Annotated in this window: 21 protein-coding genes and 2 pseudogenes; 16 read left to right on the top strand and 7 right to left on the bottom strand. The window is 59.8% G+C overall.

The genetic code is table 11. The features are described 5' to 3' along the window. Positions 1 to 53: 53 nt before the first annotated feature. From FVF58_RS15235 to FVF58_RS15200, 8 genes are all read left to right on the top strand, one after another. Positions 54 to 1310, top strand: coding sequence for an acyl-CoA dehydrogenase family protein (locus FVF58_RS15235; protein ID WP_149670731.1), 1257 nt, complete (start codon positions 54 to 56; stop codon positions 1308 to 1310). Between the two features lie 49 nt (positions 1311 to 1359). After that, entirely contained in the window at positions 1360 to 2475 is a 1116-nt protein-coding gene (locus FVF58_RS15230) for a saccharopine dehydrogenase family protein (RefSeq protein ID WP_149670730.1), read from the top strand. A gap of 58 nt (positions 2476 to 2533) precedes the next feature. Continuing rightward, the gene (locus FVF58_RS15225; RefSeq protein ID WP_149670729.1) at positions 2534 to 3775 is read left to right on the top strand and encodes a thiolase family protein; all 1242 of its coding nucleotides are present in this window, start codon (positions 2534 to 2536) and stop codon (positions 3773 to 3775) included. Positions 3776 to 3875: 100 nt separating this feature from the next. Then, a complete protein-coding gene (locus FVF58_RS15220; RefSeq protein WP_149670728.1) occupies positions 3876 to 5480 on the top strand; it encodes an AMP-binding protein in 1605 nt (534 codons plus the stop codon). A gap of 97 nt (positions 5481 to 5577) precedes the next feature. Continuing rightward, positions 5578 to 6327 (top strand): electron transfer flavoprotein subunit beta/FixA family protein, encoded by a 750-nt coding sequence (locus FVF58_RS15215; protein WP_149670727.1) that lies wholly within the window; start codon positions 5578 to 5580, stop codon positions 6325 to 6327. Between the two features lie 15 nt (positions 6328 to 6342). Next, the gene (locus tag FVF58_RS15210; RefSeq protein ID WP_149670726.1) at positions 6343 to 7290 is read left to right on the top strand and encodes an electron transfer flavoprotein subunit alpha/FixB family protein; all 948 of its coding nucleotides are present in this window, start codon (positions 6343 to 6345) and stop codon (positions 7288 to 7290) included. Positions 7291 to 7303: 13 nt separating this feature from the next. Beyond that, on the top strand, positions 7304 to 9094 hold the full coding sequence (locus FVF58_RS15205; protein WP_149670725.1) for an acyl-CoA dehydrogenase C-terminal domain-containing protein: 1791 nt from the start codon (positions 7304 to 7306) through the stop codon (positions 9092 to 9094). An 86-nt stretch (positions 9095 to 9180) separates the two neighbouring features. Continuing rightward, a complete protein-coding gene (locus tag FVF58_RS15200) occupies positions 9181 to 9936 on the top strand; it encodes an OmpW/AlkL family protein (RefSeq protein ID WP_149670724.1) in 756 nt (251 codons plus the stop codon). 17 nt (positions 9937 to 9953) lie between these two features. Here FVF58_RS15200 and FVF58_RS15195 read toward each other — a convergent pair. Together FVF58_RS15195 and FVF58_RS54720 are read right to left on the bottom strand one after the other, a co-directional pair. Further along, a pseudogene (locus tag FVF58_RS15195) lies at positions 9954 to 10037 on the bottom strand (organic hydroperoxide resistance protein); the annotation flags it as partial. A gap of 160 nt (positions 10038 to 10197) precedes the next feature. After that, positions 10198 to 10484, bottom strand: a pseudogene (locus FVF58_RS54720) (helix-turn-helix domain-containing protein); the annotation flags it as partial. A 780-nt stretch (positions 10485 to 11264) separates the two neighbouring features. Between FVF58_RS54720 and FVF58_RS15190 the strand changes: the two are divergent. The 4 genes from FVF58_RS15190 (at position 11265) to FVF58_RS15175 (ending at position 16492) form a co-directional block, all read left to right on the top strand. After that, a complete protein-coding gene (locus FVF58_RS15190) occupies positions 11265 to 13538 on the top strand; it encodes a beta-glucosidase family protein (protein WP_246217062.1) in 2274 nt (757 codons plus the stop codon). Positions 13539 to 13937: 399 nt separating this feature from the next. Then, positions 13938 to 14564, top strand: a complete 627-nt coding sequence (locus FVF58_RS15185) for a peptidylprolyl isomerase (protein WP_246217061.1) — start codon at positions 13938 to 13940, stop codon at positions 14562 to 14564. Positions 14565 to 14636: 72 nt separating this feature from the next. After that, positions 14637 to 15149, top strand: coding sequence for a TRAP transporter small permease (locus FVF58_RS15180; protein ID WP_149670722.1), 513 nt, complete (start codon positions 14637 to 14639; stop codon positions 15147 to 15149). Beyond that, the gene (locus FVF58_RS15175) at positions 15140 to 16492 is read left to right on the top strand and encodes a TRAP transporter large permease (RefSeq protein WP_149670721.1); all 1353 of its coding nucleotides are present in this window, start codon (positions 15140 to 15142) and stop codon (positions 16490 to 16492) included. Before FVF58_RS15180 ends, FVF58_RS15175 begins: the two co-directional genes overlap by 10 nt. Before the next feature lie 142 nt (positions 16493 to 16634). Here FVF58_RS15175 and FVF58_RS15170 read toward each other — a convergent pair whose 3' ends face one another. Next, positions 16635 to 17339 (bottom strand): FadR/GntR family transcriptional regulator, encoded by a 705-nt coding sequence (locus tag FVF58_RS15170; protein ID WP_149670720.1) that lies wholly within the window; start codon positions 17337 to 17339, stop codon positions 16635 to 16637. A gap of 2389 nt (positions 17340 to 19728) precedes the next feature. Next, entirely contained in the window at positions 19729 to 20646 is a 918-nt protein-coding gene (locus tag FVF58_RS15160) for a LysR family transcriptional regulator (RefSeq protein ID WP_149670718.1), read from the bottom strand. A gap of 139 nt (positions 20647 to 20785) precedes the next feature. On the opposite strand from FVF58_RS15160, the gene FVF58_RS15155 reads away from it, so the two are divergent. Beyond that, positions 20786 to 21550 (top strand): SDR family oxidoreductase, encoded by a 765-nt coding sequence (locus tag FVF58_RS15155; protein ID WP_149670922.1) that lies wholly within the window; start codon positions 20786 to 20788, stop codon positions 21548 to 21550. Between the two features lie 166 nt (positions 21551 to 21716). Here FVF58_RS15155 and FVF58_RS15150 read toward each other — a convergent pair whose 3' ends face one another. After that, the gene (locus FVF58_RS15150; protein ID WP_149670717.1) at positions 21717 to 22133 is read right to left on the bottom strand and encodes a DUF4279 domain-containing protein; all 417 of its coding nucleotides are present in this window, start codon (positions 22131 to 22133) and stop codon (positions 21717 to 21719) included. Positions 22134 to 22145: 12 nt separating this feature from the next. Further along, positions 22146 to 22859 (bottom strand): hypothetical protein, encoded by a 714-nt coding sequence (locus tag FVF58_RS52685; RefSeq protein ID WP_246217060.1) that lies wholly within the window; start codon positions 22857 to 22859, stop codon positions 22146 to 22148. A 299-nt stretch (positions 22860 to 23158) separates the two neighbouring features. On the opposite strand from FVF58_RS52685, the gene FVF58_RS15140 reads away from it, so the two are divergent. The 3 genes from FVF58_RS15140 to FVF58_RS15130 all read left to right on the top strand — a co-directional run bounded on the left by FVF58_RS15140 (position 23159) and on the right by FVF58_RS15130 (position 25621). Beyond that, positions 23159 to 24034 carry a transglutaminase family protein gene (locus FVF58_RS15140; RefSeq protein WP_149670716.1) on the top strand — a complete coding sequence of 292 codons (876 nt, stop codon included), beginning with the start codon at positions 23159 to 23161 and terminating at the stop codon, positions 24032 to 24034. A gap of 24 nt (positions 24035 to 24058) precedes the next feature. Then, positions 24059 to 24868 (top strand): transglutaminase-like domain-containing protein, encoded by an 810-nt coding sequence (locus tag FVF58_RS15135; protein WP_149670715.1) that lies wholly within the window; start codon positions 24059 to 24061, stop codon positions 24866 to 24868. A gap of 435 nt (positions 24869 to 25303) precedes the next feature. After that, positions 25304 to 25621: a hypothetical protein gene (locus tag FVF58_RS15130; RefSeq protein ID WP_149670714.1), complete on the top strand. Its 318-nt coding sequence runs from the start codon at positions 25304 to 25306 to the stop codon at positions 25619 to 25621. 444 nt (positions 25622 to 26065) lie between these two features. Here the strand turns inward: FVF58_RS15130 and FVF58_RS15125 are convergent, their stop codons facing one another. Then, positions 26066 to 26317 carry a DUF1488 family protein gene (locus FVF58_RS15125; protein ID WP_149670713.1) on the bottom strand — a complete coding sequence of 84 codons (252 nt, stop codon included), beginning with the start codon at positions 26315 to 26317 and terminating at the stop codon, positions 26066 to 26068. Positions 26318 to 26791: the final 474 nt, after the last annotated feature.

The following is a 26791-nucleotide window of genomic DNA, read 5'->3' as shown; positions in this document are numbered from 1 at the left end:
AGTGCGGCGCACTGTTCACCCGATGATACGCCAACCACCTCCAAGGAGGAGACATGTCTACCGCACCGAATTATGTTGCGACGCACAAGCTCGGTCCACTCGGCGCCGAGCCGGAGATGTCCGAGATGAGCCAGATGGTCCAGCAGACGGTCCATCGGTACGCGCAGGAAGTGATGCGTCCCGTGGGTATCAAGCTGGACCGCATGACGCCTGAAGAGGTGATCGCGCCGGGCTCGCCCTACTGGGAGGCTCGCGAAAAATTCATCGGGCTCGGCTTCGGCGTCGACGGGTTGCTCGAACTCGAACCCGCCGAGCGGGCGAAGACGATGAGCATCCTCTTCGAAGAACTGGGCTGGGGCGATGCCGGACTCGCGATCACGCACGGCGCAGGGCTGCTGCCCGCGCTGATGACCGCCGCATACGGCAATGCGTTCTGCCGGTCGCTCGCACCGGATGAAAAGCTGGGTTGTTGGGCGATCACGGAGCCCGATCACGGCTCCGACATGCTCGACGCGAACGGCATGATCTTTCACCCGCAAGGCGCGTACGGGCGACCCAACTGCGTGGCGACCTTGCGTGGGGACGAGGTGATCATCAACGGACAAAAGGCGGCGTGGGTGTCCAATGGCATCGTCGCGGACGTATGCATTCTCTATTGCGCCTCGGACAGCGGCGCCGGCGTCGACACGAAGCGCGGCGCGGTGATCATCGTCCCGCTCGATGCCAAAGGCGTGTCGCGCGGCAAGCCGCTCGACAAGGTCGGCCAGCGCTCGCTCAACCAGGGTGAACTCTTCTTCGAAGACGTCAGGCTGTCGAAGGACCATATCCTTGCCGGACCCGACCAGTACCTCGATGCCGTCTATGCCATTCACACGTTTGCCAACGCGATCATGGCCACCGTGTTCACGGGCACGGCACGCGCCGCGTTCGAGCTGGCGCTCGCCTACGCGCATGAACGCAAACAGGGCGGCTTGCCGATCATCCGGCATCAGTCGGTCGCCTCGCGGCTCTTTCACATGTTCCGCAAAGTGGAGGCGGCGCGTGCGCTCGCGCAGCGCGTCGTGCATTACAACTTCACCGCGCCGAAGCCGTCATTGCATGCGGCGATGACGGCCAAGATCACGGCGACCCAGACCGCCTTCGAGGTCGCCAATGACGCGCTGCAGATCTTCTGCGGCAACGGCCTGACACGCGAATACCCGATCGAGAAGATCTGGCGCGATGCCCGCGCGTCGCTGATCGAGGATGGCTGCAACGAAGTCCTTGCGATCAAGGGCGGCTATTACCTGATCGACCCGGAACTGCTTTGAGCGGGACACGGCGCTCGCGCATTCAATGGAACTGGAAGGAGACGGTGAAATGGCAAAGGCATACGACGTGGTGCTCTATGGCGCAAGTGGATACACGGGCAAATTGACGGCGTGGAAACTCGCCGAGCGTGGCATTCCCTTCATCGCCGCGGGGCGCAGCAAGGAGCGGCTGGAAGAGGAGCTGGCGAAAGTGCCCGAACTGGTCGGTCATGACTACCAGTGCGTTGGGATTCAACATGAAACGGCTGCACTCACCGAACTGTTCAACGGAAAAAAGGCAGTCGTCAACATTGTCGGGCCGTTCATGCAATTGGGACGGCCGGTGGTCGAGGCAAGCCTGGCGGCGGGTTGCCACTACTTCGACACGACGGGCGAAACCGACTGGATGTCGCTGCTCAAGCATGCCTACGGCGAGGCATTTGCGGCGAAAGGTCTGGCGCTGTGTCCGGGCAACTCGTACATGTGGACGGAAGGCAACCTGGCGGCTGAGATTGCGCTGGAGACGCCGGGTATCGATACGCTCGACCTGGTCTATCTCGGCGACTCCGAAGTGAGCGTCGCGTCGACGATGTCGTTTCTGCGGATGTGCACGAAGCCGCAGTTTTTCCTGCGTAACAACGAACTGATGCAATGGCCGTGGGCGACACCGTATCAGGTTCACGTGCCGGGAGAACACATGCTGCTGAACGCGTTGCCCTGGGGCGGCGGTGGCGAGCCGATCTGGTACGCAGATGATCCGCGCGTGCGCAATTGCCAGACACTCGTGTCGTTCAGGAACCAGGAGCGCTTCAACGCCGTGGTCGGCCTGCTGAAGAAGTTCGAGGCCGAGTGCCGTCCGCTCGACGCCGCCAGACAGGAAGAGGTCACCAACGAGTGGGGCAAGGCCGTGACCCAGGTCGAGCCCGCGCGCGAGAACCCCGACGTCAACCGCTGCACGCTTTCGTGTCAGGGGCGGGGCAATACGAATTCGGTCAGCGTGATTTTGCGAGGCAATTCGCCGTATGCGCAAACGGGTGTGCTGGGCGCGGAAGCCGTGCGCCGTGTGTTGCGAGGGCAACTGCATGCAGCCGGCTTTGTTTCGCCGGCGCAAGCGTTCGGCGCACGCAGCCTCGTCGCCGCACTGGCGGAAGAAGGCTATCTGGCCTACGAGGTGAAAAACGTCTGACAGCGGCGGCGGGCGCTACGCGCTCGCGGCACCGGGAACTCGGTGGTGGAGAGATGAAATGAACGGCGAAGTGTACATCGCGGGCGTCGGCATGACGCCATTCGGCAAGCATCTGGACATGAGCGTGAAGCGGCTCACGCACGAAGCGGCAAGCGGTGCGCTCGCGGACGCGGGCTGTGACAGCAGGCAACTGCAGGGAGCGTTTTTCGGCAATTCCACGCAGGGGCATATGGAGGGTCAGCAGATGATCCGCGGCCAGCTCGCGCTGCGTGCGATGGGCATCGACAGGATACCTGTGATCAACGTCGAGAACGCGTGTGCAAGCGCGAGTACCGCGTTTCACCTCGCGGTGAACTACGTCAGGGCAGGTGCCGCCGATATCGTGCTGGCGGTGGGCGCTGAGAAGATGTTTTCACCGGACAAGGCGCGCACGTTCAGCGCATTCGACGGTGCGTGGGACGTGCATGACACGGAGAACGGCAAGCGCAGACTGCTGGAAATGGGCTACGGCATCGAGCCGCCCGATGGCAGCGTATCGACGAAGCCCTACAGCGTATTCATGGACATCTACGCATCGATGGGCCGCATGCACATGCGCGAGTTCGGCACCACCCAGCGGCAGTTCGCCGCCGTGTCGGCGAAGAACCATCGGCACTCGGTCCACAATCCGCTCGCGCAATATCGGCAGGCTTACTCGATCGACGAGATCCTCGCCGCGCCGCCGATCACGTATCCGCTCACTCTGCCGATGTGCTCGCCTGTCAGCGACGGGGCGGCGGCGGCGATCGTATGCAGCGAGGCCGGGCTCGACATGCTCAAGGGACGGCGCTCGCGGGCCATTCGTGTGCTCGCCTCCGTGCTTCAGACGGGAACCGATCGGCCGGCTGCGGCGCTCGACCAGCATCTGGTCCGGCTGGGTTCATCGAGCGCGTATGAGCAGGCCGGTGTGGCACCGGGGGACGTGTCGGTCGCCGAGGTCCACGACGCGACGGCGATCGGCGAAATCATCCAGTCCGAGGTGCTCGGCTTATGCGAGCCGGGGATGGGCGGCATCTGCGCCGAACGGGGCGATACCTCGATCGGAGGACGGATTCCGATCAATCCATCCGGCGGCCTCGAATCGAAAGGACATCCGATCGGCGCGACCGGGTTGGGCCAGATTCATGAACTCGTCATGCAATTGCGCGGCGACGCGGGAGCTCGCCAGGTGGAAGGCGCGCGCATCGCGATCGCCGAAAACGGCGGCGGTCTGTGCGGGGTGGAGGAGGCCGTGGCCTGCATCACGATTCTCGGCCGATGAGGGTCGATGAATCGCGTAATGCGTGGACTGTGACGGCTGCAGGCCGGACAGCATCTGTGAGGAATTGAAGCAACTGTGTCGACATAGGAGATTCAGTGCCATGAGCACGAGACCCGAAGCCACGTTGGCAGCGTTGATCGCCAATCGCGTCGAGACCATGCCGGATCTCGACGTGCTCACCGTCGAAGGTGCCGGCGTCCGCCCGGATGAGGTGCGCACTTACCGGCAGTTCTGGGAGAACGGCCAGCGGCTCGCACAGGTGCTGATCGATCAGGGCTTGCGTCCCGGCGATCATTTCGCGTTGCTGATGGCCAATCATGCGGAATTTGTCGACGCGATGGTCGCCGCATCGATTTCGGGCACGGTCTTCGTGCCAATCGATCCACGCGCGAAAGGCGACAAGCTCGCGTTCATGCTCGACCACGCGCAATGCCGGGGCGTGATCGCCGCGGACTACACGCTCGACAACCTCATGGCAGTGCGGGGTTCGCTTGCGCGTCTGTCCTGGGTCATCGCGCTCGAAACGGATGAAGGCGGCAAGCCGTTGTCGGACTACCGCGGTGTCGCGTCCTTGCGGGCGTTGCTGCCGGCGCACGTCCCTGATTTGACCGTCATCGCTCGCGACCCGGCAGACGCCATGCAGCTGATCTTCACGTCCGGCACGACGGGCGACCCGAAGGGCATCGTCATGACACATCAGCGCTACTGCGCAACGTCGGCGGCGGTTTCGGCGCTGTTCGGTTACGCACCCGATGACCGGCCGTACTCCGGACTGTCGCTCACGCATGCCAACGCGCAGATCGTGACGTTGGGAGCATCGCTGACGGCGGGCATGCGCGCGGTGCTGTCGCGTCGCTTCACGAAGTCGCGGCTGTGGGACATCACCCGCCAATATCGATGCACCACCTTCACGCTGCTCGGCGGCATGACGACGGCAATCTACAGCGAACCCGCGACGCCCGATGACGCGGACAACCCCGTGCGTTTCGTGATTTCCGCAGGCATGCCGGCTTCGATCTGGACCGCGTTCGAGAAGCGCTTCGGTGTCGGGATCGTCGAGTTCTACGGCGCGGCGGAAGGGGGCATCACCGTGAAGCCGCGCGGCGTCGGCCCGGTCGGCAGCATCGGCAAGCCGGCGCCCGTCCTCCAGCATCGAATCGTCGACGACGAGGGCAACGACTGCGTGAAGGGGGAGCCGGGCGAACTGCTCTTCAGACCGGCGGATGGCTCGCCGTTCAACGTCGAATACTTCGGCAATCCGGAGGCCTCGGCGAAAAAGTGCAAGGACGGCTGGCTGCACATGGGCGACGTCGTGCGTGAGGACGAGAACGGCTGGCTGTTCTTCGAATACCGCAAGGGCGGCGGGATTCGCCACAACGGCGAGTTCATCAATCCAGCACCGATCGAGAAAGTGATCGCCGAGTCAGGGGCAGTCGAGGACGTCTACGTCTATGGCGTGAAGGCTGCGTCGGGTGTGCCGGGTGAGAAAGACGTGGTGGCGGCCGTCGTGCCCAAGCGCCCCCATGACTTCGACACGCAGCAGGTGTTCCGCGCGTGCCGCGCGAAGCTGGAAGCAAGCTCTGTCATTTCCTGGGTCCAGGTGGTGACGGAAATACCGAAGACCGCGTCGGAAAAGCCACTGGAACGCTATCTCGTCGACATGTTCGAGCGTGAGCCCGGCAGCGTGTTTGCCGAGCGGGCGTGACGCTTTTCACGAGGTCATCCATCGAACGATGCAGCATCCCTTCGGCCGCTCCCGTGGGCCGGCCGGATGCAGCACTTTTGTACCAACGGAGTAGGCAATGAAAGTACTTGTACCTGTCAAGCGCGTCGTAGACGCGAACGTAAGGGTTCGCGTCAAGGCCGACGGCAGCGCCGTCGATATCGCGAACGTGAAGATGTCGATGAACCCGTTCGACGAAATCAGCGTGGAGGAGGCCGTGCGCATGAAGGAAGCGGGTGTCGTGACCGAGGTGGTCGCGGTGTCCTGCGGCGTGCCCGCGTGCCAGGAAACGCTGCGCACGGCGATGGCGATCGGCGCGGACCGCGGCGTTCTGGTCGAGACGGATGCCGAATTGCAGCCGCTCGCAGTGGCCGGACTGCTCAAGGCGCTGGTCGACAAGGAACAGCCGCAACTGGTGCTGCTCGGCAAGCAGGCGATCGACGACGACGCCAACCAGGTCGGTCAGATGCTGGCGGCGCTGCTCGGCTGGCCGCAGGCGACGTTCGCGTCGCAAGTGACGGTCGCAGCGGGAGCCGCCACCGTGACGCGCGAGATCGACGGCGGTCTGGAAACAATCGAAGTCGATCTGCCCGCCATCGTCACCACCGATTTGCGCTTGAACACCCCGCGCTACGCCACGTTGCCCAACATCATGAAGGCGAAGAAGAAGCCCTTGGATGTCGTGACACCGGACGCACTCGGTGTCGACGTCACACCGAGGCTGACGACGCTGAAGCTGGCGGAACCCGCGAAGCGCGAAGCGGGCGTGCGCGTGGCAGACGCTGCGGAACTGGTGAGCAAGTTGAAAAACGTTGCTCACGTAATCTGATCGAAGGGGAAAGAAATGCCCGTACTCGTTATTGCAGAGCACGACAATCAGGCGCTCAGGACAGCCACGCTGAACGCCGTCACGGCCGCCGCGCGGATTGGCGACGACATTCATGTTCTCGTGGCCGGAGCGCAATGCGCCAAGGTGGCCGAGCAGGCGGCCCGTGTTGCCGGCGTGACCCGCGTGCTTGCTGTCGATGCCGCGCACTACGGTCACGCGTTGGCCGAGAACCTCGCCGCACTCATCGTGACAGTTGCCGGGCAATACAGCCACATCGTGGCGCCGGCCACCACGACCGCGAAGAACGTGATGCCGCGCGTGGCCGCGCTGCTCGATGTCGCGCAGATCTCGGAGATCGTTGCCGTCGAGTCCTCCGATACGTTTGTGCGCCCCATCTATGCGGGCAATGTGCTCGCGACGGTGCGAAGCGCGGACGCCATCAAGGTCATCACCGTTCGAACGACAGCCTTTGCGGCGGCGCCGGCTGAAGGCGGGGCCGCCGCGATCGAAGCCTTGGCGCCCGCTCCTGAAGTGCAAGGTTCGCGCTTCGTGAGCCAGCAACTGACGCGCTCGGAGCGTCCGGACCTGATGTCCGCGCAACGGGTGATTTCAGGCGGCCGGGGCATGGGTTCCGGCGAGAACTTCGCGCTGCTGGACGGCATTGCCGACAAGCTCGGCGCAGCCGTCGGCGCGTCACGTGCGGCGGTGGACGCCGGGTTCGCACCGAATGACTATCAGGTCGGCCAGACCGGCAAGGTGATCGCGCCACAGTTGTATATCGCCGTGGGCATTTCCGGCGCGATCCAGCATCTGGCCGGGATGAAGGACTCGAAGGTGATTGTTGCCATCAACAAGGACGAAGAGGCGCCGATCTTCCAGGTCGCCGACTACTGGATCGTGGGAGACCTCTTCAAGGTGTTGCCGGAATTGTCCGGCGAACTGGACAAACTGCAACAGAACTGATTCGGGACAAACCATGAGCACCTATATTGCACCGCTGCGCGACATGCGCTTCGCGATGACGGAACTGGCCGATCTCGGCGCGTTGTCTTCGTTGCCGGGCCTGGAGGAGGCCACACCGGAACTGGCTGACGCAGTACTCGAAGAAGCCGCCAGGCTCGCGGCAGAAGTGCTTGCGCCGCTCAACAGGACAGGCGATGAGCAGGGCGCGCGTCTGACGCAGGACGGCGTCGTTGCCGCGGACGGTTTTGCACAAGCGTACCGGCAATTTTCCGCGGGAGGGTGGAGCGGCCTCAGTGGCGATCCCGAGTTCGGCGGCCAGGGTCTGCCCGAACTGCTGCACGCGGCGGCCGTGGAGATGTGGAATTCCTCCAATATGGCGTTCGCGCTGTGCCCGCTCTTGACGGCCGGCGCCACCGAGGCATTGCGGCAGCATGGCTCGGGGGATCTCAAGCAACGCTACTTGCCTAATCTCATCAGCGGCACGTGGACAGGCACGATGAATCTGACCGAACCGCAAGCGGGATCGGATCTCGCCGCGGTGCGCACGAAGGCCGTGCCGGAGGGCAATCACTACCGCCTTTACGGCCAGAAAATCTTCATCACGTGGGGCGACCACGATATGACGGACAACGTGATTCATCTCGTCCTCGCTCGAACGCCCGATGCGCCCGAAGGCGTGCGTGGGATTTCGCTGTTCCTCGTGCCCAAGTTCCTGCTGAACGCTGACGGCTCGCCGGGACAGCGCAACGATGTCCACTGCGTATCCCTCGAGCACAAGCTGGGTATCCATGCGAGTCCAACCTGTGTGATGAGCTTTGGCGACAAGGATGGCGCGATCGGTTATCTCGTCGGACACGAAAACAAAGGCCTCGCGCACATGTTCACGATGATGAACGAAGCGCGCCAGAAGGTGGGTATCCAGGGGCTCGCGATGGCGGAGCGCGCGTACCAGCAAGCCCGTGAGTATGCGAAGGAGCGTGTGCAGGGACGCCTCGCGGCAAGCCGCTCGGCCCAGGCGGTGGCGATCATTCATCACCCGGATGTCCGCCGCATGTTGCTGACGATGAAGTCCCAGATCGAAGCGATGCGCGCGTTTGCCTACGTCATGGCGGCCGACATGGATCGCACGCACAGGCACCCGGACGACAGTGAACGTGCGCGCCACCAGGCGCGTGTCGACCTGTTGATCCCGGTGCTGAAGGGATGGTGTACCGAACTGGGCGTCGAGATCGCATCGCTGGGTGTGCAGGTGCATGGCGGGATGGGCTACATCGAAGAAACGGGCGCGTGCCAGTTTCTCCGCGATGCACGCATCGCGACGATCTACGAGGGCACGACGGGCATTCAGGCGGCCGACCTGGTGGCACGCAAGCTCGCGTCGGATGGCGGAGCGGCGATGTCCAAACTGGTTGTGGAGATGCGCAGCGTCGCGCTGCAACTCGAGCAAAGCGCGGACGCTCGGCTCGCGCCGATCTGCACGGCTTTCGCGGCAAGTGTGCAGGCGCTTGAAGACGCCACGGAGTGGATGTTGCGCGTGTTGACGACAGACATTGATGAAGCCCTGGCGAGCTCCGTCGATTATCTGATGATGACGGGATATGTCTGCGGCGGATGGCAGATGGCGCGCGCTGCGCTGGTCGCGTCGAAACAGGATGCAGCGGGTGAAGATCAGGAATTTCACCGCTCGAAGCTTGCCACCGCGCGATTCTATGCGGAAAAAATCTTGCCAAAAGCTCACGCTCTTCAAAAGGCGATCCTGCTCGGCGCATCCGGCGCAATCGACATTCCGATCGAGCAGTTCTGAATCGAACGTGCTGGAAGAAATGCCAATGACCGGTTAAACGATTTTACCGGTCATTTTGGATAACTAATAAAATAGTGGAGGAGAGAATGAAACGGATTGCGTACCTCGCGCTGATAGCGGGTCTGATATGTCATGGCGCGATGGCGCAAAGCGCGGGGAGTCTGATAACGAGTGCGGGAGGTACCTGGATGGACTTTGGTCCGTCGTCTGCGACGGCGCTACAGAGTACTTCGGCGGCAGGCACCTTTACGTCGCCAACAACCGGTGGTCAGATACACAATACGTTCACCGCTGAACTCGCATTCACGTATTTCATCACGGACAATATCGCGCTGGACCTGGCTACGGGTGTGCCACCCAAGCTCAAACTCTACGCGCAGGGGACGGCGGCTCCGTTCGGTCCAAAGGGGCCGACGCTCGACTTCGGCAGTCTGCAACCCCTCGCCAGCACCAGAGCGTGGCCACCCATTCTCTTCCTCAAGTACTACTTCGGCGCGGCGCAGACACGGCTGCGTCCCTTTGTCGGTATCGGTGTCAATTACACATGGTATTCGCATACTGAACTCAATCCGACTTTCAGCTCAGCGTTGCAGCAGGTCGCGGGACCGGGCGGTCAGGCCAAGGCTTCGCTGAGTCCGTCATGGAATCCGGCGTTCAATGCCGGGGCTTCCTATAACATCAGCAAGAACTGGTATGCAACCGCATCTGTGACCTATCTGCCCCTCAAGACGAATGCGACAGTTTCGGCCATTGCCGCCAACGGTCAGCCCGTGCTGACCAACAAGACGCACATCACGGCGAACCCGTGGATCATGTTTGTCGGGATTGGGTACCGGTTCTAGCGTTCGCGCAACCGCGCGTTGCGCTCGGGAACCGTCGCACGTCCATCGCGCCCGCCGGCGACGTGTGCATGAGCACGGTACAGGACTTTTTCAATTTTCATTCGAAACTCCTTTGCGCGTCAGGTTGGTCGACAACTTTCCGGCGTCGTAGTCAAAGCCAGGATCATCGGCGAACACGGGACGCATTCCAGCTTTATGTAATGGCGGTCCTTCCTCCTGCCAACTATCATCAGGACAGCATTCTGAAGCAGGAGACGCCGCGCTGTTACGTTTGGCCTCACGGCAGATGGTGGCGGGGCCGGTAAGAGTCTCCTGGCTATCGACTGGATCGAATATCCAGCAACGAGCGCCCCTCAATATCTCCTCGCGCCAGGCCAATGTTAGTGCCAGCCGCGAGCGATGTCGCCGTGCCGGCCGGATTCCGTTGTACACGACTCGTTTAGATTAAAAAGCCGAGCGACATGGTGGAGGGATTCGGCCTTCTACCAGCGTTCGCACATCAGCGCTTTTTGCGTCTCGCTGTCATAAATTCGGCGTCGCTGTTTCATCTGCAACACTCGCACTGCTTGTGCATTCTTTGTGTGTTGCATCCACCGGTTGAATCCGCCACTGGAGACCGGTCATTCGCCAAGGGCAATGGCACACGCCCGCATCTGACTTCACCGGATGCGTTCTTCGCCCCTCTGCGCCCAAACGCTGCTTCATCAGCTCGACGACCTCTTTCAGGCGCACAGCGGCCTTCCGGCCTGCCATGCCAGCTGCCCCGCACTCGGCAATGCCTGCTGTTCATGCTTGTCACGAAAGACCTTCGGGTGCGGCCAAGGCTGTGCGACAGAAGTGCGTCGCGCCGCCGGCAAGCTTATCAGACGTCTGTGATCTAATCTAAGTGATTGATTTAATTGATGCATAGTAAACCCTAGTCGTCTGATGACAAATATTAATCTACGATGCACCTACCTTGGAACGCAGAGACTTAGATTCGTCGTGCCAGTTGCCGACGTCGCGCGAGAGCCTGGAAATAAGAGTCGGAAGCCGCCGGGCTCCGAGGTCATCTCGCGCGCCTCGGACACTTGATGCAGCACTTGGGTGGTCAACGCGCGGAACCTCGAAACGATAGAAATACGCAGTACGAAAAATAAGAACGGTTGAACAGTATTTCGCTCTTGTACACACAACAACTGAGGAAAGAGACCATGTCTATAAGAATCGTGGAGACGCGAACAGCAGCGGCTGCAAGCTTAGTGTTCTTTTTGGCCGCATGTGGCGGGAGTACTGACTCGAATACGGCTTCGAATCCGCCAAAGTCGAATACGCCCGTCATGCCATGGATGAACACTTCACTCTCTCCGGAGGCACGCGCAGCATTGCTCGTCCCTGCAATGACGCTTGCCGATAAGGAGGAGCAACTCACTGGTTCGAATCCGGGGATCCTTCCTGAGTTGCCGCAATGCTATGGTGCCCGTCACATCCTCGGGTTGTCCAAATACGCGATCCCCACTCTGCGGATCACCAACGGCCCCGTCGGCATTGGCCAGAATGACTGTGTTTCTCCTTCAGCTACGGGGTTTGCGGCCTACACGGATTCGAGTTCCGCCAAGGCAACCGCCCTGCCGTCGGCGATCGCGATGGCAGCCTCGTTCGACCCTTCCGTGGCAACCCAGTTTGGTAACGTGGTCGGCGTCGAGGGCGGCAACCTTGCCCTCCATGTCTTCGAAGCACCCGGCCTGAACCTGGCAAGATTGCCGGTGGGAGGTCGTAACTTCGAATACATGGGCGAGGATCCCTATCTCACGGGGACGATGGGGGTTGCGGAGACCCAGGCAGTCCAGGCCCACGGCATGATTGCGATGGCCAAGCATCTGGTCGCCAACGAGCAGGAAACGAACCGCATGACGATTCAGGAGAGCGTGGACGACCGCACATTGCACGAGCTCTACATGCTGCCGTTCGAGATGGCGGTGAAATCCGGCAGCGTGGGCGCCGTCATGTGCTCGTACAACGCGGTGAACGGCTTCTCGATGTGCGAACAGAAGCACATCCTCTCTGACGTACTCCGTGGTCAATGGGGCTTTAAGGGCTATGTGCAGTCGGACTTTTTTGCGGCGCATAGCACTGCTCCGACATTGCTGGCAGGTATGGATAACGAAATGCCGCTTCCGCAGAACTGGTCGCCCGCGAACCTGACTGCGGCGCTGGCATCGGGGCAGATTCAGACCTCCGATATCGATACTGCTCTGCTTCGGCGATACACACAGATGTTCCGTGCGGGTATCTTTGATCGACCGATTGCTCAGACGGCCATTAATGCGACAGCTGACGGGGCGATTGCAAGGCAGGTTGGGGAACAGTCGGCCGTGCTGCTGCAGAATAACGGCGTTCTGCCGTTGAAAAAGACCGTGCGAAACGTCCTTGTGGTCGGGAAGACCACTCAGGTCTACGCACGACAAGCGGTTGCAGGCGGAAGCTCCGTCGGCAACCCGATGGGTTCGGGCGGTGGTAGTTCCGACGTCGCGGGTCTGTACACGGTCACTCCGGTGCAAGGTATCAAGGACACGCTTTCCAACCTCGGGAACACGGGCGTCCAGGTTCGCCTCGCTCTCGTCGATGATAACAATTCGACTGGCACGATCGACAATGCAGCGGCGTCAATTGCCGATGTCCAGTCGGCAGCCACCAGCGCTGACGCTGTCATTTTCATGGCTGGCTCGATGTCGGAGGAAGGTGCTGACCAGGCGACCTTCACGGATTCGAGCGGTCTTACGCTCGATCCGGGCAAATACCTCAATACCCTCGACTGGTACGCACCGAAGTCGAACACACTTACCACAACCAGCACCGCGAAGAACAGCAATACGCTGGCCTTGTTGCGCACTATCGTTGCGGCCAACAGCAACACGGTACTCGTTCTTAAAGACAGCGCGGCCGAAGCGTTGGATCCCTCGATTCTGACCGGCGGCACTTCTGCTGCGGGCGCAATTCTCGAGGCGTGGTTCCCGGGCGAGGAAGATGGGCATATCGTGGCGAACCTGCTGTGGGGTGTCGCAAATCCGTCAGGAAAGCTCCCGGTGACCTTCCCGCAGGCCGGTCAGGGGTTTATGGATTCGATCACACCATTCCAGTACCCCGGCGTAACGATCAATGGAAGCCCGACTGTCACTTACAGTGAAGCACTGAATATCGGCTATCGCTGGTACGACGCAATGGGTAAGAGTCCGGCGTTTCCGTTTGGCTACGGTCTCTCGTACACGACATTTACGATCACCAACCCGACTGTGAGGTCTGGATCAAACGGTACTTACACGGTAAGCGCGGTCGTTAAAAATACGGGTGCATTGGCGGGCGCTGAAGTTCCTCAGGTCTATATTTCCCTGCCGTCGTCGGCGGGCGAGCCACCTAAACGCCTGGTGGGATTCCAGAAGGTTAGCCTGAATCCTGGTGCTTCGCAGACGATCACCATGACCATCGACCCGAATGCTCCGAATCATCCGCTCGGCACCTGGAATAAGGATGCGCAGCAATGGACGAATCCGGCGGGCTCGTATTCGGTCTACGTCGGTAACTCGTCGCGCAGCCTTACTCTCGCGGGGACCATTACGCAATAACTTCGAGTAGGTAACCGGCTCTGACCAGGCGATAGTCTGGTCAGAGCCGGTGGGAAAAGAAAGATTGAGATTCAAAGACGTGGTGATGGTTTCGTGCTTGCGAGGCAATCGCAAGTTCGGCCTCTCACGATAGTTTCGAGTGCTGCACAATTTGCGCTTTAGGTGATTCACTAAAGTCAGTCTAACCAGAGTCTTCGATCGTCCGAATGAAAGAACTATCACGATGGATACTGGCGCTGTTGCTTGGCGTCACCGCCTGCACGACTGCGAACGCCGCGGATAAAGCTTTTGTCACGGTAAACGGCAAACCGGTCTCGCAGACAGACGCTGATCTCTATCTCGGTCAGGCGCAAGCCCAAGGCATTTCCGACTCGACCCAGTTGCGGGATCACGTTCGAGATGAACTCATCCGTCGTGAGGTCCTCCCTCCAGGATGCGGAGAAGGTCGGCTTCGACCGGAACCCGGAAGTCGCAGCGCGTGCCGAGGCAGCCAGGCAAAAGGTACTCGCTCAGGCGCAGGCGACCTGGGCGGTCGAGATCGTCAGGGCGTATATACAGGACATTCTCAAGAAGAACCCAGTGAGTGACGATCAGCTGAAGGCGATGTACAACGACATGAAAGCGAAGGGCGGAAATACCGAATATAAGGTCCGTCATATCCTGGTGAAGGACGACGGGGAGGCTAAAGACATCATCGCCCGGCTCAACAAAGGGGCGCTATTCGAAGATCTCGCGCGGGAATCAGTCGATCCAGGTTCGAAATACAACGGGGGAGAGCTTGGCTGGCTTACTTCCAGCAAGGTCGTCAAACCTTTCGCCGACGCGCTTTCCACTCTTCACAAGGGTGAGTACACGAAGACGCCGATCAAATCGGGATATGGCTTCCACATAATCAAACTTGATGACATTCGTCCCTTGAAAGTCCCTTCCTTTGAAGAGATGAAGCCATTGTTGTATCAGCAGGCGCAAGCGGAGCAAATCGACAAATTTGTTAAGAGTCTTCGAACTAAAGCAACCATTCGATAGGCGGGAGGAATTCCGGAGCCCGGACATTTCTGATTATTAGCGACAGGTCTTTCGTAAGCAAGGATGGGATCAATGAGTTTCCTGAAACGCCCAAATGATTTTCTCTTTCGCGTGCTGGCTGCCGTGGCGTCGACAAGTCTGGCCGTGCTCTGTCTGCTGGTGATCTATAGCGTCGTGATGCGCTATGTCTTCAGCGACGCACCGGATTTCGCGGAGCCCATCGCGTTGCTGCTGGTGATCGTGATCGCCATGTTCGGCGCCGCGCTGAAGGTTCGCGAAGGCGGTCATATCGGTCTCGACTCGCTCGTCAAGAATTTGCCGGAGAAAGGCCAGGTCATTGCGGCGGGGATTCAGCATCTGTGTCTGGTCGCGTTTGCCGTGGCGGTGTTCTTCGGCTGCCTGGAGATGGCGATCACCACGCGAGAGGACCGGATTCCGATTCTCGGCTTGCCCGAAGCATTGCGGTACTGCATCCCGGTCATTGCCAGCGTCTGCATCGCCATGTTCTCCTTCGAGCACCTGCTGGCGCTCTTCCCAAAGAAGCAAACTCGCCCGGAAACAAAAGTAGAACAATCATGGAACTAGCCCTCCTTGCCATCAGTTTTCTTGTCCTCCTCCTTCTCGGGGTTCCGGTTTCATTTGCGCTGGGATTGTCGTGCGTTCTGACGTATCTGTATGAAGGCTTGCCGGCCGCAACCGCCTTCCAGTCGATGATCTCGGGCATGAACGCGTTCTCGTTCCTCGCGGTGCCGTTCTTCGTCTTCTCCGGCGAGCTGATGCTGCACGGTGGCATCGCGGACCGCATCCTGCGTTTCGCGCAGACCACGGTCGGGCATTTCCGCGGCGGCCTCGGCATGGCCAACGTGGTCGCGTGCACGCTGTTCGGCGGCGTGTCGGGTTCGCCGGCGGCGGACACGTCCGCGATGGGCGGCGTGGTGATTCCGCTGATGAAGCGCGAAGGCTACAGCGCCGCGTATGCGGTCAACGTCACGACCCACTCGTCGCTGGCGGGCGCGCTGATGCCCACCTCGACCAACATGATCATCTACGCGTTCGCGGCGCAGGGCATCACCGGCACGCTGAACGGCGTGCACATGAGCGGCGTGTCGATCGGCGATCTGCTGTTCTCCGGTCTGCTGCCGGTGCTGTGGGTGATGGGCCTCGTGCTGATCGCCGCCTACTGGCAAGCGGTCAAGTACGGCTATCCGCGCCGTCCCGACGGGTCGACCGAACTGCAGCGCTTCCCGGGCTGGATGGCGGTGTGCCGCACGTTCATCGGCGCGGTGCCGGGCCTGATGGTGATCGCGATCATTCTGGTCTGCGTGGCGCGAGGTATCGCCACTGCGACCGAAGCGGCCGCGGTGGCCGTCGCGTATTCGCTGGCGCTGACGATCGTCGTGTATCGCTCGATGACGATGAAGAAGCTGAGTCACGCGCTGTCGAAGGCGGCCAAGACCACCGGCGTGGTGCTGCTGCTGATCGGCGTGTCGAACATGCTGCGCTTCCAGATGGCCTACCTGGATATTCCTGACGCGATCGAACGGATGCTCGACGGTGCGACCGCGCTGCCCTGGCTGATGCTGCTGTACATCAACCTGATCCAGATTTTCCTCGGCACGTTCGTCGATATGGCGGCGCACATCCTGATCACCACGCCGCTGTTCCTGCCGATGGCGATGCATAACGGCGTGGGCCCGGTGCAGTTCGGCATCATGATCCTGCTGAACTGCGCATTGGGTCTCGTGCATCCGCCGATCGGCTCGGTGCAGTTCATCGGCTGCGCAATCGGCAATGTATCGATCGGGGAGACCACCAAGGTAGCGTGGCCGTATTACCTGGCTATCTTCAGTGCGATCAACATTGTGACCTACGCACCGTGGTTCTCGACCTGGCTACCAAGTCTGATCAATGGGCATCCGGTTTACTGAGTTCGACGGCTGAAAGCAAAAAACGGTGGTGCGCACTAGCTCTCGTGGCGCGGCCTTTTCGGGAGTCGCGCGTGAACTGGACCAACCGGCGAATCCATTCTTATGACCTCTCCAGATGCCGTCTACTTTTTGTGCCCGTCCGCTACATTGCAGCCGATTCGTACGCGCGCCGAAGTCGTTCTCGGCTATTGCTCAGGTGTATGCGCATAGCTGCACGGGCATCATCAGCGTCCTGACGAACAATTGCCTGGTAAATCGCCATATGTTCGCTTTGAACAGTGCGCAGGCGTTCGATGTGATCGAGCTCCGCGATTTCCGCCTTACCCAGTCGAGTGCGGGGACTTACGCCTCGTCCCATTTGGCTCAGCACGTCAAAGAAATAGCGGTTTCCACTAGCTCGAGCGATTTGGAGATGAAACTCGACATCGTGCCGTAATACGTCAGTATCGCCATTTGATATCTCGTCATCAAATTTTCTGAGTGCGCCTGCAATTTCCTTCAGGTGTTGATCGTTGCGGCGACTGGCAGCAAGAGCGGCCGAGGCCCCTTCAAGATCGATTCGGAATTCGATGATTGCCATTACATCGAGGCGATCAGATAAGTCCGAAGCGGGCAGACGCAGAACTTCCTTCTTCGACGGAGAGAGAATGAATGTGCCAACACCGTGGCGGGTCTCGACGACGTTTGCCGCTTGCAGGCGCGAAACAGCCTCGCGCACTACCGAGCGACTTACCGAAAGTTTCTTCATTAGAGCAACCTCGGTCGGCATCTTGTCGCCAGGCCTCAGCATCCCGCGCTCGATATCTTCAAACAGTGTCGCGACGACTTTGTCGGTAAGGTTACTCATGTTATTCAAATAGCGGAGTTCGCTCGTGCCAGGCAATGATGGTTTGCATGCCGGGAGGCGGAATCGGGACGCTCGATACAAATCGCTCCGCGTTCCAGTCCGACGGCGACCTTTCAACGCCACCCCTTTGCTCTGGTTTCGGTAGGGGCGAAATGGATACGTGTCATCGGACGTCCCGCATACGTTTTCTTTCTATGGCGTTCGAGGTCGGGGGTGCTGATCTGCCCGGAACTGTCGGCCATGTGACGTCTCAGCATGCTGCCCAAGATTGGCGTAGAAAGATGTCAGACAACGAATGATGTCGCAATTGCGCAACTCTCGTCAAGTCGCGATCACTTGCCTCGCTTGGCAAACTCACCCGGGCAGGATGCCCCATCCATCCTGCTGAAGCGGAGGCTTTTCGGTCCCGCTCTGTCAAACGACGTCTGAGCGGCGAGCGTTCCTGTCTTGTCGACCTCGAAACGTTCTCGTCTAGACAGCCTATTTGCACCCGAACCGTCAAATACACATCCAACTGACGGGCGGCGACAGGAGTGAGGCCCTGATGATTTCCGTGGGTTTCGTTGCTGCCTGATCGAGGCCCGTCGGGGTTCGCCGTCGGAGAACGCTCACAGGGTTTCTCATATGAGGAACTCGCTTCAGCAATTCAGGAATGTGAACGCGGATCCGGTGATTGCTCTCGCCGTTCTTCGGGACGGGTTGTACGTGGAATCGCGGAAATTGACGCGCGGCCCGAGGCCAAGTGAACGAACTGGCGGTGCAGGCTTCGATGGGTTCATGGCAGCATAAACCAACATCCCTCAGGGTTTTTGCCGATCAACGAAATGATCAATAGAAAAAGCGGGCGGGCGATCAAGTTCATTGATTTCGTCGACCCGTTCGACGTGCGCTGCGGGTCGCCCGGCCCGCGTTCGTGACTCACGATCGGCGCTTTCCCTTCTCCAGCGGTCGATCGAAAGCGGCGCCCGACATGCAGTGTCTGACACATGATCCCACTGGCACGCAGGTTGCATTAATTGAAGTGCCGTGAGGCACTGCATGAAATCGCACGATTATTCAGGCAGCGGGTAGTCAAGCACGCGCAGGCGTGAAACTGAAGGACGTTGGAGGAGCAGATCATGGACGCCGGTCGGATGTCGCTGCGGTTGCTTGTGGACAAGTGGCTAGCACCCACGCTGGCGATGCCCGCTCGGGTTGCACGCTGCAGTCGCCTGACGTCGAGTCACGGGCGCTACGTCTGTATCGAGGCGTCGCGACCCTCTGGCATGGTTGTCATTTTTTTCTTCAGGCACGGCGATGGTGCGTGGCGTGTGTTTCCGCCCGCGGTGGATAGGCCGGCCATGAGAGCGTGTTAGTCAGTCTGAGCTGGACTGACTCGGAAGGCGACCACTGGCATTTACTTTCAAGGTGCGGCGAAGCAGTTGCCGACAGGCGCATCTCGGCTCAGACGCCGAGCCCAAGGTTATTCAGGGGGTACGCGAAATGCGGCCGTGTGATGCCGAGCGGTAAGCTGTTCACCGTGCGCCGTATGCTTTCAACCCTCTCCGCCGACGGTACGTTCCGCCTGCTCGTCTCCGCTCGAAAAATTTGCCGATGTCGATGGCGGTTCCATTTGGTGCGAGGATCAAGCCGCGCTAAACCTGGTTCTCCATCCTGCGGATATTGTCCGGCTAGCCAGAGTTCAACATCACGTATCACACGGAACCGAAAGCCCGTTATGTCACGCTGGTGGCGCTCACGATATTTGTGACGCACGTGATCGAACAGCACCGGCAGACTTTACGATGCAACACAGGTGTCGACGGTGATTTGCTAAGCAAATCACTTATTGCAAAAATAGATAGTAGAAAGTTGCAACTAAATTGCAGGATGAATCGATTCGGCCTTGGGCAAACCACTAATCGTTTCGGGACGCGCCTCGTCGCATATGTTGCCTTGGCTTCATGCCGAGGACTCAACCTCCACTTCTGACGGTCACTCGCTGACAATTTCTGACGCATTCTACGCATTGCTTAATCGCGCGGCCCACCATGTGTTGAGTCAGCGGGACAACATTGTTTCAGTATTTGATACGGCGATTCGATGCGACTGGGGCGCGACGAACGAAGCGCTTTGATGACTCGCAAAATTCGACGCCGTCGACCACACCCAACCAATTCGTTGCCATGTTAGGGCATGCAGTCAGTTTCTAGTCGTGAGGCGCCCGCGGTTTCCTTACCCTGTTGCCTATTGCTCACCGTATCGAGTTTGCCCGAACGCCAGTTAGTTTGCGGATCGTGGGTGAAGGCGAGCCGGCGCTGTCAGACAGAGATCCGGTCCAAACCGGACTGTCAGAACCTGCTGGACGCAGCTTGAGGCGCCTGAAGCTCAGAGCTGACGTGGCACCGGCTCACTCTCCCTCGTCCCGATCCCACGGGGGCACCCCACCGAACGCACCCACCAGGAAATCGATCATTACGCGGATCTTGGCGCTCACGTGCCGACGACTCGGGTACAACGCGAGTACGTCGATGTCAGGCAATCGATATTCAGGCAATACCTGAACGAGCTTGCCGGCGCGCAGGTCGTTGCCGACCAGAAAAGTGGGTTGCCAGATCACGCCTTGCCCAGCGAGCGCCGCCGCGCGCGCCGTATCGCCATTATTGGAGTGCATGTGACAGTTGACCTTCACGGAGTGAGCCGCGCCCTTGCTGTCGATCAGTTGCCACTCATCGCCAGTGGCCGCATACGAGTAGCCGATGCATCGATGCTCGATCAGGTCCGACGGCGCTGCGGGGTATCCGTAACGCGCCAGATAGGCTGGCGAAGCACACAGGATGTTTCTCGATGTCGCCAGCTTGCGGGCTGCCTGGTCAGTCGAGCCGGCGCGTGAGATGCGAATGGCGAGGTCATAGCCTTCATCGACGATATCGACGACGCGGTCGATCAGCGCAACGTCGAGGTCCACTTCGGGATATTTCCGCATGAACTCGGGCCATAGCGGCGCCAGGTGCAGAATCCCAAAGCTCACAGGGGCATTGATGCGCAGTCGGCCGCGCGGTTTTACCGACGCAGATGACACAAGCCCCTCAGTCTCGGCGACGTCGTCGAGGATAGATTTGCAGCGGGCGTAAAAGGTCTCGCCGCCCTCGGTGACTGAAAGCCTGCGTGAGGTGCGATTCAGCAGGCGCGTGCCGAGATGCGCTTCCAGTTCATTCACGTAGCGGGTCACGTTGGCAGGCGACGTTTCGAGCACATCGGCCGCGCGCGTGAAGCTGCCGCGGCTCACCACGGTCACGAAGACTTCGTAAGCGCGCAGCCGATCCATGTGTTTCTCCGATCATTCACAAATGCTGAATGATATACCCATGTTTTATGCCTTCCTGCGTCTGCGGCTGAAGTCTATATTGCATCCCATGGACCAAGGCATCGGGCACTGGTCAACAAAGAGCAGCAGGAGATTGAACATGCATCGCTTGACAGGAAAAGTCGCCATCGTGACCGGAGCCAGTGCGGGAATTGGCCGTGCCACCGCAAAACTGTTCGCCGCAGAAGGCGCAAAAGTGGTGATCGCGGCGCGCCGCCAAGCTGAACTTGAAACGCTCGCAGCCGAAATCGTCAGCGAAGGCGGTGAGGCCGCATTTCTGGCGGGCGACGTACAGTCAGAGGACTTCGCGAAAGCGCTGGTCGAACTCGCCGTCAGCCGCTTCGGCCGTCTTGACATCGCCTATAACAATGCTGGCACCCTGGGCGAAATGGGCCCGACCACGGGCGTGTCAGAGGCTGGCTGGTCGGCCGCATTGGCGACCAATCTGACGAGTGCTTTTTTGGGTGCGAAACACCAGATCCCCGAAATGCTGAAGCAGGGTGGTGGATCTATCATCTTCACGTCGACGTTCGTCGGCTACTCATTTGCATTTCCGGGCACCGCGGCATACGCCGCGAGCAAGGCCGGATTGATCGGGTTGACGCAGGCGCTTGCCGCCGAGTACGGACCACAAGGGGTGCGCGTCAACGCCATTCTGCCTGGCGCGGTGGACACGCCGATGTATCGCGACATGAACGACACCGCCGAGTCGCAGGCCTTCGTGACCGGGTTGCATGCGCTCAAGCGGGTCGCACGGCCGGAAGAACTCGCTCGCGCGGTACTTTATCTTGCGTCCGATGACTCGTCCTTCGTGACGGGTACCGCTTCGCTAGTCGATGGCGGCGCATCGATTACGCGGACGTGAGCCTGCTGGTGGCATCCGGCGATTAAGACGCTTCGTTTGAAGAGATCGTCGACGAGAGCTGGTTGCGTCTCGTCGGCGTCGAGGTTTTGAGCCGCGCGTTGCGATCAATGACTGCTAGTATGCGGCCGCCGTCAGTTGCCGCTGACGAAGGGCGGCGAGACAGCAGCTATCGGTACTCGTCAATCTCGATCGTGCCACCCATCGATTCCATCATTTGCCGAATGTCGTCCGCCACATCGGGCATACGGTCGCCGTTCTCGTTGTCCCAGTAGCAGAAGAAACACATTCGTGCGTTCGTTCGCCTGAGTAGTTCGGGCAGGTCTGCGCGAGGTAGAGCCAGGCGCTCGATCAGATAGCGAAGGTGAGGCTCTGGAAGATCGCTTTGGACGTGCTGCTTGCTCTTGATGCCCCATACTCCGATCCGACCGAGCCCACTACTTAATCTCCCGGAAGGCGTAACAAATGGCTTGCCTTTGATAATGGCAATATCTGGCTGAACGTCGAAATAGGCAGTCCAAAATTCGGGAGGCTCCGCGTCCTGGTAGATGGAGAATGATGCGTGCGCGAGCTGATGTGCATTCATAGAACCGCTCCTTTAGTTCGTGTAGTCATGCGTGTTGCCTATGACGTTTCCTCTGAACGAAACCTCGCCGTTGTCGTGCCAGATAACGTTGTCATCGCCACGAAAATTCAGGTCGTATTTCATCGCGTGGATCATCTCGCCGAACGTGTCGCGGCTATATCCAAGCATCTTTGCTGCGTAGTTCGGGTTGTTCGTGCTGGCCGCCAACTCTTTAGCCTCACCGCCGATCGCGTGCGGTGTGTACTCGAACGGCTGCGCATCACCGAGAGGGGTGATTGGTCGCGCGATCGAGTCGTCGGGCAATACGTCGCCAGGGTTTGCGGCCCAAATCGCGGGGCCATCCTCTCTGAAGAGCCGCGGCAGCGTCGGGCGCGCAAAGGAGAGTGCGCCCGCGCTGATCTCTGCCATGCGTCCGAACAACTGCGACGGCGTGACGGTCATCTGGCGCGGTTTAACGGGCTGCTCGATCCTGCTGGCACGGCCGCCCGTTGCGCGGGGCTTCGGTGCGACGGCAATCACGTTACCGCGCTCGACGGCCTGCTGAAGTGCCCGCGCGATCTCCGTGGGCGAGTCGCCATGTGCGCGTCGATCCGCGTGGACGTCGCGCACGAAGTCGAGGAGATTCGCAAGTTGCCGCGCATCGGCCGTAAGCTCGCGGGGGCTTGCAGATAAGATCGCGACTTGCGCATCTCCCCCGGCAATGACGCACCGATGATGGTCATGCACGACCGCAAGCGGGTCATCAAGCCGATCCTGTATCAGCGTCGACCGGCCTTCCGCAAGGAATTCTCTAGCATTTTTCGACGCTGCTCGCTGACGCCAGCAATGTTTGGTCCGCAATCCGAAAATAAGAACGTTTAGGTTCCGCGACAGTGTATGCTGGGGTCCATGTCTGCCGAATCGCGCACCGGGGCCGAATAAATCGGTTGAAACGCTGTGCAGGTCCTTCTTGAATTGAAGGTCAGATCACACTGTCACAGCAGAGTTTCTGCACCACCAGTGACGCTTGAATCAGGTGAAACGACATGAGTGGGCCGCGATATCTCACAGTTCGACATAAGAGTACCTATCGCTATTCTGAGCCCGTGAGTTTTGGTGAGCATCGGATGATGTTTCGCCCGCGCTCCAGCCATGACATGCGCCTCATGTCGTCACAATTGCGCATTACACCGACACCTGACCGCCTGCACTGGTTGCATGATGTATTCGACAATTCGGTGGCGATAGCCACATTCTCCGGCGAGGCATCGCAGCTACTGTTCGACAGCGCGGTCACGCTGGAGCACTACGCAGCCCCATTGCCCGAATACGCGATCGAGCCCTATGCCGCGACCTGGCCGTTCGCGTACACCAACGAGGAGGCCGCAGACCTCGTGAATGCGCGCAGCCGACGGTATCCTGATGGGACCGTCGACAGTTGGGCGCACAGTTTCATTGCGCGAGGAGGCGACACTTCGACGATGGCTATGCTGCGGGCTATCACGACGGAGATTAAAGACGGATTTGTGTACGTCCGGCGCGCGGAGAAAGGCGTCTACCGGCCGGCTGATACGTTGTACCGTCGTAGTGGCAGCTGCCGGGATTTCGCCGTGCTCATGATCGACGCGGCTCGCTCTCTTGGCTTCGCCGCACGGTTCGTCAGCGGCTACATTTTTGTCCCCGATTACGACGCCACTCAAGGCGGCGGTGCCACCCACGCATGGTTGCAGATCTTTCTACCGGGGGCGGGCTGGGTGGATTTCGATCCGACCAACAGCATTATCGGCAATCAGCACCTGATCCGGGTCGCGGTAGCGTGGGATCAGCATCAGGCCTTGCCCCTGTGGGGAACCTGGACAGGGGCGCAAAACTCGTTTCTCGGTCTGGATGTCGAAGTGAGCGTCACTGAGGACCGTTGTTGAATCTCTATGGGGAAGGCCGCCGCAATGAAACTTCGTGTTGGTTATGAACTGATTTACGAGTGCGAGCAGTTCACCCCGATGATGCTGATGCTGAACACGCACTACTCGCGTGTGCAGGACGTATTGTCGGCGGATTTGCTTGTCGTCGATCCAGCGGTGACCATCCTGCAGTATCGGGATGGTTTCGGCAATCTATGTAGCCGGCTTGTCGCACCACCTGGTCGAATCGAAATGTCGACGACTGCGCTGCTCAATATTTCCGACCAACCGGAAGAGCGGGAGCCCTACGGTCACCAGCATCCCGTCGAAGAATTGCCCGACGAATGCATGGTGTTTCTGCTGGGTAGCCGCTACTGCGAGACCGATTTGTTGTCCGATGTTGCGTGGCGGCTTTTCGGCGAATCGCTGCCCGGGCGCGATCGGGTGCAGGCGATCTGTGACTTCGTTCATCGCCAGATTGTGTTCGGATACGAGTTTGCCCGACCGACCAAAACTGCGTGGCAGGTCTACCACGAGCGACGGGGGGTATGCCGCGATTTTGCTCACCTGGCAGTCACGCTCTGTCGAGCCATGAACATTCCTGCCCGTTACTGCACGGGATACATCAGTGACATCGGTGTGGCGCCGCCCCATAGTGCGATGGACTTCGCCGCGTGGTTCGAAGCCTATGTTGGCGGCTGTTGGCAGACATTCGATCCACGCAACAACGTGCTGCGCACTGGACGGGTACTAATGGCCCGCGGGCGCGATGCCGCCGATGTCGCGATAAGCAACACCTTCGGACCGGCAAAGCTTGTGAAATTTGCCGTGCATTGTGCGCCGGAGGAGGCGTGATCGGTCGCACAGACTTCGGTCAGCATTGGCAGCTGCCACAACAAATGCGGGGACGACAGCCATTAAGGAATGCCAGAGATGCGTCGGCGATTGGTTTGGTTTGCCGGTTGAAGGTCCCATCAAGCCGCCTCGCGTGATGCCACCAGGCGAACGCGTTAAGTTACGCGGTGGTCCGTTTTCGCGTCGCTGGGCTTATACGTTGATTCAGATCGCCGGTCAGGTTGCTGTGGACGTCATCCTCTGGCCTGCTGAGTAGCGTTGCAGCGGGTATCTCACTGTGCAGCGATCCGGCAAGGCGATATCCGACCGATCGCTTCCCGGTTACATAACGCTGCCAGCCATACGCCATCGTCGGCGATTGCGCAATCGAGAGTTGAAACTCTTTCGCTACAAAAGGCCTACACTGAAGATAAGGCGAGTTTCCGGAGCAATATCATGGTCGACGCCACCCCCCAAAGCACCTTTCACGGCCTTCCTTTGACTCCCGAGCAAGACGCCGAAGTCAGGCACTACATAAGGAAGAGAGAGCAGCATGGCGAGCCGTGGGATACCCCCGAGTTGGCGGCCATGCTTCGGGACATGCTGGAACCTCCGGGCGATGATGATGGCGAACCTGGCGCCGCCGTCGACGAAGTGAAAGCGGCAACAGAGCGCGCGACAGCGTCCGTCGACGAGGCGATGGACCCCATTGAGGCCAGCGAGGAACGCAACGCTGCCCTGGAAAGCGAGGGCATGAGGGGGCCCAGGCGTTGAGCCTTGGGATGTGTGCGATGAAAGCGGCGCGACTGTTGTCCAGCTACCGTTGATCGTGGACCCGCGTAGGTCGCGTTGTGCCGTGCCGTCAATGGAATTGAGCGGATGCGTAAAAGGTGCGCATCATTAATAACCCTAACGATCGCCGATGTTTGAGAGCGGCGTAGCGACGATCGGCCCTGTCGATTGACAAACAGGCGGCGCTTCGTCGGTATTTCCGTGCCTACCAGTGCGCGCTGGATTATTCGGGCCGCGGGCGACGAATGTGCGTGCGAACGCCCGATGCTCCGAGCCATGCCCAGACACGCTTGCCGCAAGGCTTCCGCAGCGGGTTACCGCCATCAAAACCGAGGGCCAAATGTCGCTTCTTTCACGAGTGGTCCGGGCGTCCAGCAACATTCCGATCTAGCAGATCCCGAAGCATTCCCACGACATGGCCACAGCTTATGAAATTGAATACCTGTTCTGCGGACCACTGACATACAGCTTCTTCGCGATTTCGAGGATCTTTTCGCGACCTTGGTCGAAGGCGCCGAGTATCGACCGCTCATCGGACCCCACGCCAGGTTGCAGATTTCTCAGAATGGCGTCGTCGACCAGGAAGGTGATTTCGCGCGAATTGTCGTATCCCCAGAAACACACACAATGCCGGGAAGCATCGTAGCTCCTGCTGGGGTTGGGGAATTGAAGCGCCACGATCAGCTCGTAACGCCTGGGGCCGGATAGCGCCACTTGCTAGCGTTGGAATCGATGGCGGCGTCACTGACACGCCTCTTTTCCGCTCGTAGCGCATCTGCTGTATCGAGCGCGTTAGCGCGTGTCTTGCGCTCGATGGAATACTCGCTCTGGCTGCTGGTTGTGACAGAGGCGGATTTAACTGGCGATCGCATGATAGAGCCCATAGCAGGAGATCGCTCGAGGCGACCGGTCCCTTCACTGTATACCCTTTGGGCGTCACCGACGTCTTTTCTTATTTAAACAGGGTAGTGCAAGCGATCGGGAAGCGAGGGAAGCGTGTGTGGGATTGAATCCTGCCTGGAACAGACGGTCCCCCTGATTCGACTGACCATAGCTCGATGGAAGAGAATGCTTCGTTAACTAACGAGTCGAGTCCGAGCCGCTGAGAACGTCAGTCGATGTCAACTGGACTGCAGAAACGTCATGAGTCGT

It is taken from the genome of Paraburkholderia panacisoli (assembly GCF_008369935.1).
Taxonomy (GTDB): domain Bacteria; phylum Pseudomonadota; class Gammaproteobacteria; order Burkholderiales; family Burkholderiaceae; genus Paraburkholderia; species Paraburkholderia panacisoli.
This window is presented reverse-complemented; position numbering and strand designations above follow the sequence as displayed.